Source organism: Vreelandella sp. V005, assembly GCF_052645115.1.
In genome coordinates, this window is the sequence record NZ_JBQXYA010000004.1 from 62,613 (window position 1) to 75,618 (window position 13,006).

Annotated in this window: 13 protein-coding genes; 5 read left to right on the top strand and 8 right to left on the bottom strand. The window is 55.7% G+C overall.

Annotated elements, in window-relative coordinates:
• Positions 1 to 144 precede the first annotated feature (144 nt).
• The 4 genes from ACUN8H_RS11355 to ACUN8H_RS11370 all read left to right on the top strand — a co-directional run bounded on the left by ACUN8H_RS11355 (position 145) and on the right by ACUN8H_RS11370 (position 3,884).
• Positions 145 to 1,524, top strand: coding sequence for an MFS transporter (locus ACUN8H_RS11355; RefSeq protein ID WP_445532246.1), 1,380 nt, complete (start codon positions 145 to 147; stop codon positions 1,522 to 1,524).
• 73 nt (positions 1,525 to 1,597) lie between these two features.
• Positions 1,598 to 2,209 (top strand): single-stranded DNA-binding protein, encoded by a 612-nt coding sequence (locus ACUN8H_RS11360; protein ID WP_445532247.1) that lies wholly within the window; start codon positions 1,598 to 1,600, stop codon positions 2,207 to 2,209.
• 53 nt (positions 2,210 to 2,262) lie between these two features.
• Positions 2,263 to 3,153 carry a sugar nucleotide-binding protein gene (locus ACUN8H_RS11365; RefSeq protein ID WP_445532248.1) on the top strand — a complete coding sequence of 297 codons (891 nt, stop codon included), beginning with the start codon at positions 2,263 to 2,265 and terminating at the stop codon, positions 3,151 to 3,153.
• A complete protein-coding gene (locus ACUN8H_RS11370) occupies positions 3,150 to 3,884 on the top strand; it encodes a lysophospholipid acyltransferase family protein (RefSeq protein WP_445532249.1) in 735 nt (244 codons plus the stop codon). The genes ACUN8H_RS11365 and ACUN8H_RS11370 overlap by 4 nt, the downstream gene beginning before the upstream one ends.
• A 73-nt stretch (positions 3,885 to 3,957) precedes the next feature.
• Here ACUN8H_RS11370 and fabB read toward each other — a convergent pair whose 3' ends face one another.
• Together fabB and fabA are read right to left on the bottom strand one after the other, a co-directional pair.
• Positions 3,958 to 5,175 (bottom strand): beta-ketoacyl-ACP synthase I, encoded by a 1,218-nt coding sequence (fabB, locus tag ACUN8H_RS11375; protein WP_445532250.1) that lies wholly within the window; start codon positions 5,173 to 5,175, stop codon positions 3,958 to 3,960.
• Positions 5,176 to 5,188: 13 nt separating this feature from the next.
• A complete protein-coding gene (gene fabA, locus ACUN8H_RS11380) occupies positions 5,189 to 5,704 on the bottom strand; it encodes a 3-hydroxyacyl-[acyl-carrier-protein] dehydratase FabA (RefSeq protein ID WP_008959204.1) in 516 nt (171 codons plus the stop codon).
• Positions 5,705 to 5,985: 281 nt separating this feature from the next.
• On the opposite strand from fabA, the gene ACUN8H_RS11385 reads away from it, so the two are divergent.
• Positions 5,986 to 7,818 (top strand): putative bifunctional diguanylate cyclase/phosphodiesterase, encoded by a 1,833-nt coding sequence (locus ACUN8H_RS11385; protein WP_445532251.1) that lies wholly within the window; start codon positions 5,986 to 5,988, stop codon positions 7,816 to 7,818.
• Here the strand turns inward: ACUN8H_RS11385 and ACUN8H_RS11390 are convergent.
• From ACUN8H_RS11390 to ACUN8H_RS11415, 6 genes are read right to left on the bottom strand one after another with little or no spacing between them, the layout of a single operon-like run.
• The gene (locus ACUN8H_RS11390) at positions 7,815 to 8,309 is read right to left on the bottom strand and encodes a DUF2878 domain-containing protein (protein ID WP_445532252.1); all 495 of its coding nucleotides are present in this window, start codon (positions 8,307 to 8,309) and stop codon (positions 7,815 to 7,817) included. The two genes, ACUN8H_RS11385 and ACUN8H_RS11390, sit on opposite strands and share 4 nt — an antisense overlap.
• A complete protein-coding gene (locus tag ACUN8H_RS11395) occupies positions 8,310 to 9,578 on the bottom strand; it encodes a class I SAM-dependent methyltransferase (RefSeq protein ID WP_445532253.1) in 1,269 nt (422 codons plus the stop codon).
• Positions 9,575 to 10,339, bottom strand: coding sequence for a DUF1365 domain-containing protein (locus tag ACUN8H_RS11400; RefSeq protein WP_445532254.1), 765 nt, complete (start codon positions 10,337 to 10,339; stop codon positions 9,575 to 9,577). The genes ACUN8H_RS11395 and ACUN8H_RS11400 overlap by 4 nt, the downstream gene beginning before the upstream one ends.
• A complete protein-coding gene (locus tag ACUN8H_RS11405; protein ID WP_445532255.1) occupies positions 10,336 to 11,697 on the bottom strand; it encodes an NAD(P)/FAD-dependent oxidoreductase in 1,362 nt (453 codons plus the stop codon). Before ACUN8H_RS11405 ends, ACUN8H_RS11400 begins: the two co-directional genes overlap by 4 nt.
• Entirely contained in the window at positions 11,694 to 12,479 is a 786-nt protein-coding gene (locus tag ACUN8H_RS11410; RefSeq protein ID WP_445532256.1) for an SDR family NAD(P)-dependent oxidoreductase, read from the bottom strand. The genes ACUN8H_RS11405 and ACUN8H_RS11410 overlap by 4 nt, the downstream gene beginning before the upstream one ends.
• Positions 12,480 to 12,515: 36 nt before the next feature.
• The gene (locus ACUN8H_RS11415; RefSeq protein WP_445532257.1) at positions 12,516 to 12,947 is read right to left on the bottom strand and encodes a nuclear transport factor 2 family protein; all 432 of its coding nucleotides are present in this window, start codon (positions 12,945 to 12,947) and stop codon (positions 12,516 to 12,518) included.
• Between the last annotated feature and the right edge of the window lie 59 nt (positions 12,948 to 13,006).

Sequence of the window (13,006 nt, forward strand, 5' to 3'; positions counted from 1 at the left end):
GTGATTATACGTTTGCGGAGCCCCTCCCGGCAAAACCGCTTTGATAACATGCGTCAACTCGTGCCGTTTCCAGCGCCAGTGCAAACCGCTAGAATAGTGGTTTATCTCAAGCCGTCATGTTTCTCTCTCATCAAAAAGGGCACTATGCGCAAGGTTTCCGCACTATTGCTGGCCTCTGAACGTCGTGCGATCAGCGGTTTGGCCGGGCTCTATGCGTCTCGTATGCTGGGGCTGTTCATGGTGCTGCCCGTGCTGGCGCTTTATGCCGATACGCTAGCCGGGGCAACGCCCCTGTTGGTGGGTGTCGCGCTCGGCATTTATGGATTAACCCAGGCGACGCTGCAAATTCCGTTTGGCTTACTCTCTGACCGCATTGGCCGAAAGCGGGTAATCGCCATGGGGCTGGTGATTTTTGCGCTCGGCAGCGTCGTTGCCGCGCTCTCCGATACCATTGCCGGGGTGATTGCCGGGCGAGCGTTGCAGGGTGGGGGGGCCGTGGCCGCCGCCATCATGGCGCTACTGGCGGATCAAACCCGTGAGGAAATTCGCACCGCGGCCATGGCCATCATCGGACTCTCCATTGGCGTATCGTTTGCCATTGCAATGGTGCTGGGGCCATGGCTTGCCGCCTGGGCGGGGTTAGCCGGCGTGTTTTGGTTTACTGCGCTGCTGACACTGGTAGGTTTGCTGGTACTGTGGCGCTGGGTGCCAGCAGCGCCCAGGCGGCGGCGTCATCGTGATGTAGGCATGGATCGCCAGCAGTTCAATAGCGTGATCACTCGCCCTGATTTATGGCGCTTGGATGTGTCGATCTTTGCCCTGCATTTAGTACTCATGGCGATCTTTGTGGCGGTTCCCTTTCGCCTGTTGAACGCTGGCGTGGCGATTGAGTATCACGGGCTGGCGTATCTTGGCATTATGGCGTTATCGTTTGTTGCCATGGTGCCGCTAATTATTGTGGCTGAGAAGCAGCAGCGTATGCGCTTGATGTGCCTGGTAGCGATCGGCGCTATTGTGATTAGCTTGGCGGGGCTTGGGCTGCCATTATCGTCAGGCTACTGGCTGTTCATGTGGCTGTTTGTGTTCTTCACTGGCTTTAACTTGCTGGAAGCCACGCTACCCTCCATGCTCAGTAAACTGGCCCCAGCGGGCGCAAAGGGAACGGCCATGGGGGTGTATTCGACCAGCCAGTTTTTAGGCGCGTTCTTAGGCGGTACCCTCGGCGGTTTGTTAGCCAATTATGGCGGTCTCAACGCGGTCTTTATCGGTTGTGCCGTGCTTGCGTTATGCTGGTGGGCCGCTATGTGGCGAATGCCTTCACCGCCGCCGCTCTCCAGCGAAGTGGTGGCGCTGCACGAAACCCAGCCAGACGCGCTCGACGTGTTGATGGAGCACTTGGCCGATGTGGTCGGCGTGGAAGACGTCATGGTGGTACCTGAAGAGCGGTTGGTCTATCTAAAAGTAAACCGCCAACAGCTGGATCAGGCAGCGTTGACTCGGCTAATGGCGCCACCCAAATCATAATCCAGCCCGGCCGATAAACGTATGACGGCGGTTGGCAGTAAACCTTACACGACAGCTATTAAAGGAGCGCCTTATGGCTCGCGGCATTAACAAGGTCATTTTGATTGGTAACCTCGGGCAGGATCCAGAGGTGCGTTTCACCCCCAGCGGTACCGCGGTAGCGAATTTGAACCTAGCGACCACCGATACCTGGATGGATCGTCAGAGCGGCCAGCGCCAAGAGCGTACCGAGTGGCACCGCGTGGTGATGTTCAATAAAACCGCCGAAATCGCGCAGCAGTATCTGAAAAAAGGCTCCAAAGTATATATCGAAGGGCGTCTGCAAACCCGTAAGTGGCAGGACCAGAACGGACAGGATCGTTACTCGACAGAAATCGTCGCTAACGATATGCAGATGCTGGACGGTCGAGGCGGTGATTTCCAGGGCGGCGGCGCAGGCCAGAATAACTATCCGCAAAGTGCGCCCCAAAACGCACCGGCCCCCCATCAAGGCGGTGGTTACCCTCAGCAGGGCGGTGCGCCTCAGGGTGGCAACTACGGCGGGCAGGGCTCACAACAGCCTCGCCCCCCCCAGCCAGCACCGCAGCAGGGCAACCAAGCACCGCCGCCCAACCAGCAGAACAGCAGCTACGGTGCGCCGGATCCAAGCAACTTCGACGACTTTGACGATGAGATACCGTTTTAAGTGCGCTGTTCGTTCATCAGTGTCTAGCTGGGCGTGAGTAAGGGGAATGTTGCTTGAAACTTTTGATACTGGATGCCGGACACTGCTTAAGCTTGGCACTGGCCCGGGAAGCAAGCCGTCGCGCCGATACTGAACTAGTCATTGAACAAGGGACCGTCATCACGCCGTCGCGCCTTGAAGCGATTGCGCCTGACGCGGTGATTATCCCGCCATTGGCCCACCCTTTGAATATGGCGCCAGCTGATGTCACCGCGCATGCCGATGCGGTAGATCGTTGTTTGGAGGCCTGCTTATCGCACGATGTGGCGCTGGTATGGTGTGTGTCCGATCAGCTCTACGAAGATGGTTTGGAAGTGCCTATCGATGAGCATGTCGTCCCTGCGCCGCGCGACGACAGTCTGCGCCGTTTGGTGCAGACCGGTAACCGTATTCGCGCCGACGTTCAGCGTCATTTGATTGTCCGTTTGGGGCCGTTGTTTGCGCTAGAGGGCAGCCACGCATGGCTGAATGACATCATTGATAACTTAGTGCTTGGCAAGCCAGTGCGGGCGGCAGAAGATGTGATTTTTTGTCCGACATCGGCGGATGCCGTCGCCATGGCGCTGATTGGTATGCTGCAGCAACAGGGCAGCGGTGCCGATGCATGGGGTGCTTATCACCTTGCTGGCACTGAGCCGGTCAGCGCGTTTACCTTTACTTCCATGGTGCGTACTCAACTGTTAACTCATCTTGAAGGCCGCGGTGAGCAGATTACCCTCGGTGAGGTGCAGCCGCTTAAACATCATCATGATGCCAAGCTGCGGCGCGTCTTGAACTGTCGTCGTGTGTTAGACGTATTTGGGGTTCATCAAAAGCCGTGGCGGTTAGAGGCTGGGCGCATGCTGGATGCGTGGTGTTTAACCCGTGAGAGCAACCGTGCCAGCGATACAGGAGCATCGGCTTGATAAATGTGGTTCGCAGCCTGGTATTTTACGCTGGCTATTTCTTCGCCATGCTGATGATTGGCATTCTGTTTCTACCCATTGCACCCTTTCTCCCACTCGCGGGTCGCTACCGCTTACTCAATTTGTATAACTACTTTTTGATGGTGTGGTTTCGTATCGCCTGCGGCGTTCGCTATGACATTCAGGGGCGTGAAAACCTGCCCAGCGGGCCCTGTGTCATTCAGGCCAATCACCAGTGTGAGTGGGAAACGGTATTTCTTCAGGTGATGAAGCCGCCTGTATGTACGGTACTGAAGCGAGAATTACTGCGTCTGCCCATCTTCGGTTGGGGGTTGCGTCTGCTGCGCCCGATTAGCCTGGACCGTTCCAAGCCAGCGCGGGCCATGAAGCAAGTACTGACGCAAGGCGTCGAGCGTCTCGGCACCGGCTTGTCGGTGCTTATTTTTCCAGAAGGCACGCGTGTCGATCCCGGTATCCGCAAACGCTATAACAAAAGCGGCAGCGTGGTGGCGTGTCGTGCGGGGGTGCCGGTGCTGCCGGTTGCGCATAACGCTGGCGAGCGTTGGCCAGGGCGCCACTGGGTTAAGCGGCCAGGCGTGCTGCGTGTGCGCATTGGTAAGCCTATTGAGACGGCAGGCCGTATGCCCGATGAGGTGCTCACTGATGTTGAAGCGTGGATCGAAGCACAGCTACAGGAAATTTCTGACGTACCGCGGCCTACCACACGTTAACGGCTTGTCTCTTTTTCCATAAAAACGGCGCCCTGGGGCGCCGTTTTTACTATCGATGCTGATTGATGACGCGTTAGTCGTTAAAACGCTGGAAGACTAAGCACGCATTGGTGCCGCCAAAGCCGAAGCTGTTGGATAAAGCTCGCTCTATCGTCACGTTATCACGACGTGCAGTGACAATATCAAAGCCATCGGCCTGCTCGTCCAGGGTAGCGATATTCGCCGATGCGGCCACAAAGTTATGTTGCATCATCAGCAGCGAATAGATCGCTTCCTGAACGCCGGTTGCACCCAGCGAATGACCCGTCAGCGATTTGGTTGAGCTCATGGCTGGGGTCGTATTACCGAACACCGCGCGAATGGCTTTTAGCTCAGCCACATCGCCCACCGGGGTAGAGGTGCCATGGGTATTGATATAATCAATAGCGCCATCCACCGTTGCCATCGCTTGATGCATGCAGCGCATCGCGCCTTCGCCTGAAGGGGCGACCATGTCATGGCCGTCAGAGGTCGCGCCATAACCTACCAGTTCGCCATAAATCTTAGCGCCGCGCGCTTTGGCGTGCTCGAGCTCTTCCAACACCAGCATGCCGCCGCCTCCAGCGATAACGAACCCGTCGCGGGCGTTATCATAAGGGCGCGAGGCTTGCTCAGGGTTATCATTATAGTGGGTGGAGAGCGCGCCCATGGCATCAAACAAGCAAGAGAGCGTCCAGTGCTCCTCTTCCCCGCCGCCAGCAAACACTACATCCTGCTTATTCAGCTGGATTTGCTCCATGGCACTACCGATACAGTGTGCTGAGGTTGCACAAGCAGAGGAAATGGAGTAATTCACGCCCTTAATTTTAAAAGGCGTCGCCAAGCATGCAGAAACCGTACTGCCCATGGTTCGCGTGACGCGATAAGGGCCAACACGGCGTAGACCTTTTTCACGCAACACATCCGCTGCTTCAACTTGGTTTGCGCTTGAAGCACCGCCAGAGCCAGCAATAAGACCGGTACGTTCGTTGGAGACCTGCTCCTCAGAGAGTCCCGCGTCTTCAATGGCTTGGGCCATGGACACATACGCATAGGCAGCAGCATCGCCCATAAAGCGGCGCAGCTTGCGGTCGATGAGTGCGTCAAGATCGATATCGACGCTACCGGCGACATGGCTACGGAAGCCATGCTCGGCATACTCTTCCTTAAAACGAATACCGCTACGCCCAGTTTTGAGCGCGTCCAGGACCTGTCGTTGGTCGTTGCCAAGGCACGATACGATGCCAAGGCCGGTGACTACCACTCGTCGCATGGGAGCCTCCTGTTCAGAAATTCGCAGTGGAGGTGAATAGGCCAACGCGCAGATCGTTAGCCTGATAAATGTCGCGTCCGTCGACGGATACGGTACCGTCGGCGATACCCAAGATAAGGCGGCGGGTAATAATACGCTTAATATTAATGCTATAGGTCACTTTTTGTGCATCCGGCAGGATCTGTCCGCTGAACTTGACCTCGCCGCAGCCAAGTGCACGGCCACGGCCAGGATGGCCTAACCAGCCCAGGTAGAAGCCGACTAACTGCCACATAGCGTCCAAGCCTAAGCAGCCAGGCATGACAGGATCACCAGGGAAGTGGCAGTCAAAAAACCACAAGTTAGAGCTGATATCCAGCTCAGCGATCAGTTCGCCCTTGCCATGCTCGCCGCCTTCTTCATGAATGTGCTTGATGCGATCAAGCATCAGCATATTGGGAGCTGGAAGCTGGGCATTGCCGGGGCCGAATAGCTCGCCGCGGGAGCAGGCCAGCAGTTCTTCGCGATCAAAGGAGTGTTGCTTGGTCACTGAATCGTTCCGAATATCAAATTGGTTGTTGGGCTAGTCTACTTCCCGAAACCGCTGAATGCACGTAACTGGCTATTTATCGCCTCTATCTTAAGATTTTAGCCGTTTGGCCGATAGCACTATTGCTGGGAAGTTTAATGCCTTGGCTGTCGATTAGGCACAATTGGTGTTCTGTTACCGTAATATAGCCTAACCAAATTTTTTATTGGACGGCATAATTAATGTGGCAGCCAACGTTCATTTTTATCTAGATCAATTTGCATAGGATAACGCAAACCGCCATGTGGCTTCCTGTTTCTCTCAATCGTCCGTTAGTTTGGGTGGCGCTAGTCGCGCTACCTGGTTGCGTCTGGCTCCCTGACCCCATGTTACGTTTAGTGGCGGCGGCATTTGTGTTGCTTGGCCTTTGGGATGCGTGGAACCAAGTTCGTCAGCAGCGGCTTCGCCTGCGACTGGCTCAAGATGCATTAAGTCTTACAAGCGATGCCATGGTGGTTAGTGATTCTCAAAATCGAGTTATTGCTACAAATCCGGCATTCACGGAGGTGACAGGCTATAACAGCACGGAAATCTTAGGCCTTAAATTAGAAACATTGGCGGCCCCTCGCCACGATAAAGCGTTCTATGAAACATTTTGGAGCACGCTGGAAAGCACCGGTCAGTGGGAGGGTGAGTTATGGAATCGGCGTAAGCACGGCGATGAGTATCCCGAGTGGTTAAAAGTGCGCGCGGTGACGGACAAAAAGGGCAAGGTCACCCATTTTATAAACTTGTTTACCGATATTTCAGCACAAAAAGATCGCGAGCGTGATTTGCGCCGTATTGGCTACGAGGATCCATTAACAGGACTGCCCAATCGCCGTCGCCTGCACGACCTGTTGGCTTCTCGGCTGCGCCATCTACGCGCAGGTGAGAGCCTCGATATCGCCCTGATTGATATTGACGGTCTGAAATCAGTTAACGATAGCCTAGGGGTTGAGCAGGGGGATCGCCTGTTGGCGCGTTTCGCTCAACGTTTAGAGAGTTATGTCGCCGGCAGTGTTGTGGGTCGCCTGGGTGGCGATGAGTTTATGGTGTTTCGTACCACCACCTTTGACGACCATGACCAATGGATAGCGACGCTGCGCGATCATATGTCGCGACCTTTTGAAATCAATGATCAATCGTTGCGATTGGGGCTGACAATTGGAAGCTGCCGAGCACCGGAAGATGGCAGTGATTCTGGGGTGCTTTTTCAGCGTTTGGAATCAGCGTTGTATAGCGCCAAACGGCTGGGACGTAATCATAACCAGCGGTTTCGGCCCGCGCTCGATAAACAGGATAATCCTCAACTGGCGCTGGTGAGCGATCTGCGTGCCGCGCTTATTTCGGGTGACCAGTTGGAGCTGCATTATCAAACGCAGCATGAACCCAGTAGCGGTGAGTTGGTGGGCATGGAAGCGCTACTGCGCTGGCGCCACCCTCAGGATGGCATGGTTTCCCCAGGCGATTTCATACCGCTGGCAGAGCGACACGGCCTGATGACGCAACTGGGTACCTGGGTGATCGAAAAAGCGTGCGCTCAGCAGGCTCATTGGCGTAACAGTGCGATGCCCAAGCTAACCATTTGGGTCAATATTTCGGCGCTACAGCTTTTTCAAGGAGATCTTGAAAGCCAGCTGGCTACCTGCCTTAAGCGTTACCAATTGAAGCCATCGCAAATTGGTCTGGAGTTAACCGAGTCGGTGCTGCTTGATGAGCGTGCAGGTAATATGGCTCCGCGACTACAGGCACTGCGTGACCAAGGTTTTGCGATTGCGATTGATGATTTTGGCACCGGCTATTCGTCGCTTGGCTATTTGAAGCGTTTGCCGGTGGATAAAATCAAGCTCGACCGGGCTTTTATCAAAGAGTTACCGCACGACCAGGCCGATGCCTCGATCGTCAAGGCGGTCCTGGCAATGGCGCAGGGGATGGGGCTCGGGGTGATCGCGGAAGGGGTAGAGACTAAAGAGCAGTGTCAATTTTTGGTGACTGCTGGCTGCACGTCTGTGCAGGGGTTTTACTTCTCTCGGCCACTCTCCGCGGCGGAATTGGAAAAGCGTTTGGTGTCAGTAGCTGCCGCTGCTTCTTAAGCTCTATATACGCGGCTGATTCCCACGCAGAGTACCGCCCATATCAGGGCCTGAATGGGGAGGAGCCAAGGAGCAAGCGTCACTTCCGCCAATAGCGCGCCGCCGTAATACGAGAGTGGGCCGCTAATCGCGCCAGCCGTTGCCGCCAGCAGTGGATAGCGCCATAGCCACGCCAACGAGTGATAAACTAGCGTAGCGAACAATGGCCACAGCATCCACAGCCAGAGTGGCAAAAGCCCGAGTACCAGTGTCTGATCGTTAAAATCAAAGCCTCCCAACCGCTTTAAACTGCCATCAATCACCAAACCGAGCAGTGCAAAGCCAGCGATAAACCGCGCCTCACCGGGTAGCGCGCAGCGCCATAAATGCCAGGCTAGCAAGCCGCTCCCCGCTATGGCAGCGACCCATGATCCCCCCAGTACGCACAATAGCCAGCCAGCTTCAAAAAGCAGCGCATTGGCGACCAGTGACTGCCAGGGGCGAGAGGCCATTTACAGCGCACCCGTCAGCGGAACGGGTTTTGCCGCAGGCTTGGCCAGTAGCAGATGGCAGGTGCCAATTGAGCGCTCGATAAAGCCGCCCTCGCAGTAGCACAAATAGTAGCGCCACATACGGATAAAGCGCTCGTCGTAGCCCAGGGTGCGCACCTGCTCCAGGCTGGCTTCAAAGCGGTGGCGCCATTCGCGCAAGGTGCGCGCATAATGCGGGCCAATTTCGTCTAAAGCGACGACGTTAAGCGACGTTTTGCGCATCACGCTACTTAACATGGCATGGTGTGATGGTAAAAAACCGCCGGGGAAGATGTACCGCTTGATGAAATCCATATCGCGCTTAGCGTCTTCAAAGCGCTGATCACGAATGGTGATGGCCTGCAGCATGGCTTGCCCGTCATCGAGCAGCAAGCTATCCAGCTTCGTGAGGTAGGTGTCGAGATACTGATGCCCTACTGCCTCTATCATCTCGACCGAAATAAGTCGGTCATAGCGGCCGGTCAATTCACGATAATCCTGTTTGAGCAGGGTAATCCTGTCTTCTAACCCTTCTTCCTCGATGCGTTTAGCCGTATGGGCGTGCTGCTCGTCGGAGATTGTCGTGGTCGTGACGCGGCAGCCACGGGTTTTCGCCGCATGAATGGCCAGCCCACCCCAGCCAGTACCAATCTCTAACAAATGGTGCTCAGGGCGCACGTCGAGCTTTTCCAGCATCAGGTCAAGTTTATACGTGGATGCCTCTTCCAAACTGGCGTCTGGATAGGGAAAAACGGCGCTGGAGTACATCCAGTGGTGGCGATCTAGAAAGGTGGAGAACAGGTCGTTGCCGATATCGTAGTGGGCCGCAATATTGCGTTTGGCGCCGCTAACGCTGTTACGCTGAAAACGGTAGGCGGCGCCTAGTAGCCAGCGGGCGATGCGAGCACTGCCGTTCTCCATTTTGCCGTTGACATGCTCCAGGTTGGCAGCGAATAGCCGCACCAGAGCAACCAGGTCGTCAGCATCCCAATCGCCATCCATATACGACTCCGCGGCGCCTACGGTGCCGCCAAAGGCAAGCCGTTTCCAGGCGCGGGAGTGGCGGATGACCACGGTCACTTGCAGCGGGCCCTCTTGGCCTAAATGATGGCACTGGTCGCTTTCGATGAGCGTAATGCGGCCACCGCGAAAGGTATCTAACTGTGCCATGAGGCGCGGTTTGAGCCATTTGGTTAAACGGTCTTGCCTGGCAGGTTGGATGGTAGGCGGCGTAGAACGCAGGGTGGTCATTTTGAAGTCTCCTTGCGCTTGGGATGGTTATGAACGGGGACGCGCTTCAGCCACAGGCGTAGCGCTTCAAAATGAATGCCCGCGATGGTTTTAAGGCTCATCCATGGCTGGCGCACCAGGGTTTTAATCAGCGCGCCACGGGTAGCGGGGGAGGCGGACAGCGTCAGAGTGGCATCAAAATGGCATTGCTGATCCTGCCAGTTCTCCATATGCAGAAAGAGGGTTTCGCCGGGGGCATTAAACTTCCAGCGATAGGTCATTTCCATCGGATTAAACGGCGAGACATGAAGGTCTTTAGCAAAATGCGCCTGATGGCTATGCCGTGATGGGTCCACCTTGCTGGCGTAACGGGTACGCTCGCGCCAGGGCATATTGGTCACTTCGCTCAACACCGCTGCCAATCTGCCTAAATGGTCATAGGCGTAGTAGACGGAGATAGGGTTAAACATACAGCCCAACGTGCGCAGCTGGGTGAGTACATAAATCCGGCCATTCGGCGCGCTCCCTAACTGGCGAGCCAGCTCTTCTCTCACCGCGGTTTTAAGCGGCCGGTCGGTTGGGCCGAGGTAATCCTCACGGCGAAAGCGTGCCAACGCCGGTCGCCGGGCGCTAAAGCCAGGCACGTTATCAAACACGCCCGGCAGCTCATCCAGATCCAGCCACGCCATCCATAGCTGATAGCTAAAAGTGTGCGAGGCGGGCGTGAAACGCCGGTGGCGTAAGGTGCCACGGTAGATGCGTGAACGCGGGGTGGCGATCATCCCAGGCCCTCGACACCCTGCGGCGTCAACAGGTCCTGAGCCGGCAGCGCAGAAGGCGACGCTGGCGGCTGGGCTGCTTCATCACAACCCAATGCCTGAGCGACGCGTAATGCGCTCCAAACCCCATCTTCATGAAAACCGTTACGCCAATAGGCGCCGCAAAAGTGTGTGCGATGTGCCCGTGATGATATCTCCGCATGGCGCGCCTGTGCGGCCTGACCGCCAAGCGTGAACTGCGGGTGGGCGTAAGTGTAGCGGCCCAGCACCTTGCTAGAATCGATGCTTGCACTATCGTTCAACGTTACGCAAAACGTAGTGTCGCTTTCGATTCGTTGAAGGATATTCATAGCGTAAGTGACCGATACCCGTGCTTCGCTATCGCGCTGATCCAAGCGGTAATTCCAGCTTGCCCAGGCGCGTTTGCGGCGCGGTAGCAGCGAAGTGTCGGTATGCAGCACCACCTCGTTATCCTGATAAGGCATGGCGCCAAGCACCGCTTTTTCGGTCTCGCTGGCATCGCTCAGCATGGCCAGGGCCTGGTCGGCGTGGCAGGCCAACACCACCTGATCAAATCGCTGTGTCCCGGTGGGGGTGGTGATGTTGACCCCAGTGCTGTCACGGGTGATTTGTGTGACCGGTGAATTAAGATGAATACGCGAGGCGTAGGGGGCTGTTAGGTCGGGAATGTAGCTTTTGGAACCGCCCACCAGCGTGTGCCACTGGGGGCGATGATTAACCGATAGCAGACCATGGTTACGGAAAAAACGCACCAAGAATACCAGCGGAAAGGCGCGTAAATCGCTAATGCTAGCTGACCAGATGGCTGCCCCCATGGGCAGTAAATAGTACTGCTGAAAGGCGTGGTTATAGTGGTTCTGGTCGAGGTAGTCACCCAGCGTCATCTCCTCGGGTAACGCATTGTTCTCCAACGCGTTGGTCGCCTGTTTATTAAAGCGCAGGATGTCTTTCAATAGACGATAAAAAGAGGGGTTGAACAGGTTCCGCCGTTGGGCAAACAAGGAGCCAAGCGTATGGCCGTTGTACTCAAAGTCACGCGCCGTTTCGTGCACCGAAAAACTCATTTCGGTGGCTTGTGACGCTATGCCAAGCGTCGCCATCAAACGCTGAAAATGAGGGTAGGTCCAGTCGTTAAAGACGATGAAACCGGTGTCGATAGCGAACGTCTGTCCATCGACCATCACCTCCATAGTGGCAGTGTGGCCCCCCAGGCGCGAATCTGCCTCGAACAGCGTCACCTCGTGCTGCGCGGAGAGGTACCAGCCAGCGGCCATCCCACTGATGCCGCTGCCAATAATCGCAATACGCTGCGATCCCGATGGCGAGGACGCGTTGCTCATGACGACTCCTTTTGAGCCCGGGTCATACGCAGGCCCACCTGACGACGTAGAGCGGTGGGTAAAATACCCAGCAGTTTGACGATATAGGTGAATCGGCGTGGGAAGTGGATATCCAGCCGACCCTTCGCCAATCCTTCGATAATGGCGTCGGCCGCTTGCTCGGCGGTTACCTGCATGGGCATGGGAAAATCGTTGCGCTCGGTCAGGGGCGTTTTGACAAAACCTGGATGAATGAGGCTGACGTCAATCCCCTCCTGATCAAGGTCTAGGCGTAGTGATTCTAGAAAGTAGCTAATGGCCGCTTTCGAAGCCCCATAGGCTTCCGCGCGGGGCAGCGGCAAATAAGCCGATGCGCTGGAGGTAGCCGCTAAACGGGCAGGCAGGCCCTCGCGTCGTGCTGCCCGCAGCAGCGGTAGGGCGGCTTCGACCCCGTACAAAGTGCCAAACAAATTAGGTGTAAAAACGCGCTCGACCAACGCCATGTCAAAGTGTTGGGCATCCAGATACTCGCAGGTGCCGGCGTTAAATATCGCTAAATCCAGCGCGCCCAGGCGTTCACGAATGGTCTCGCCAGCGTCAAGCACGGCTTGATGGTCACTGATATCAAGCGGGAGTGGGTGAGCATTGGGTTGGTGCTGACATAGAGCGTCCAGTGCTTCGGCGTTGCGTGCGCTAAGTACCACCTGATGGCCTTGGGCGATGAGTTTACGCGCAAGGGCTTCACCAATGCCGGAGGTGGCACCGGTTAACCAAATGCGTTGGGGTGTTTTCCATGTACTCATCGAGCCTCCTCGTGCGCCCCGCCAATTCGTGAAGGATTAGGCAAGGCGTTTTTTTAACCAGCGAATGACGCTTCCCATCAGCGGTAAGTGTTCGTAGAGCATGGCACCGGCATCGAAGTAGTCGTGGTGCTGTGAGACGCGCCCATCATCGGCAAATGTTAATGAGCTGCATCCCTCTACTTCTATCCTACGTCCGGAAGCTAGCTTTGGATGCACGAAAGACATGGTCCAGGTAACAAATGCCTGCTGACCCTGCAGCTGTCGAGTGCGATAAGTAAAACTGCACTGTTCGACATTCTCGTACATGGTTGAAAAATAACGTTCCAGCGCTTCACGACCTTCAATATGATGTAAAGGGTCGCTAAAAATTATATTTTCAGTATATACCTCGTATAGCTTTTCTGTACAGGTATTGTCTAGTTTGTTAAAAAAGGCGCAGAACGCCTCCAGCGCCGCAGGCTCAGCCATGGCGGACTCCCTATTAGCGTTGTGAACAGAGTGGTTTAGGAAAAAAGCGTTTTATGGAC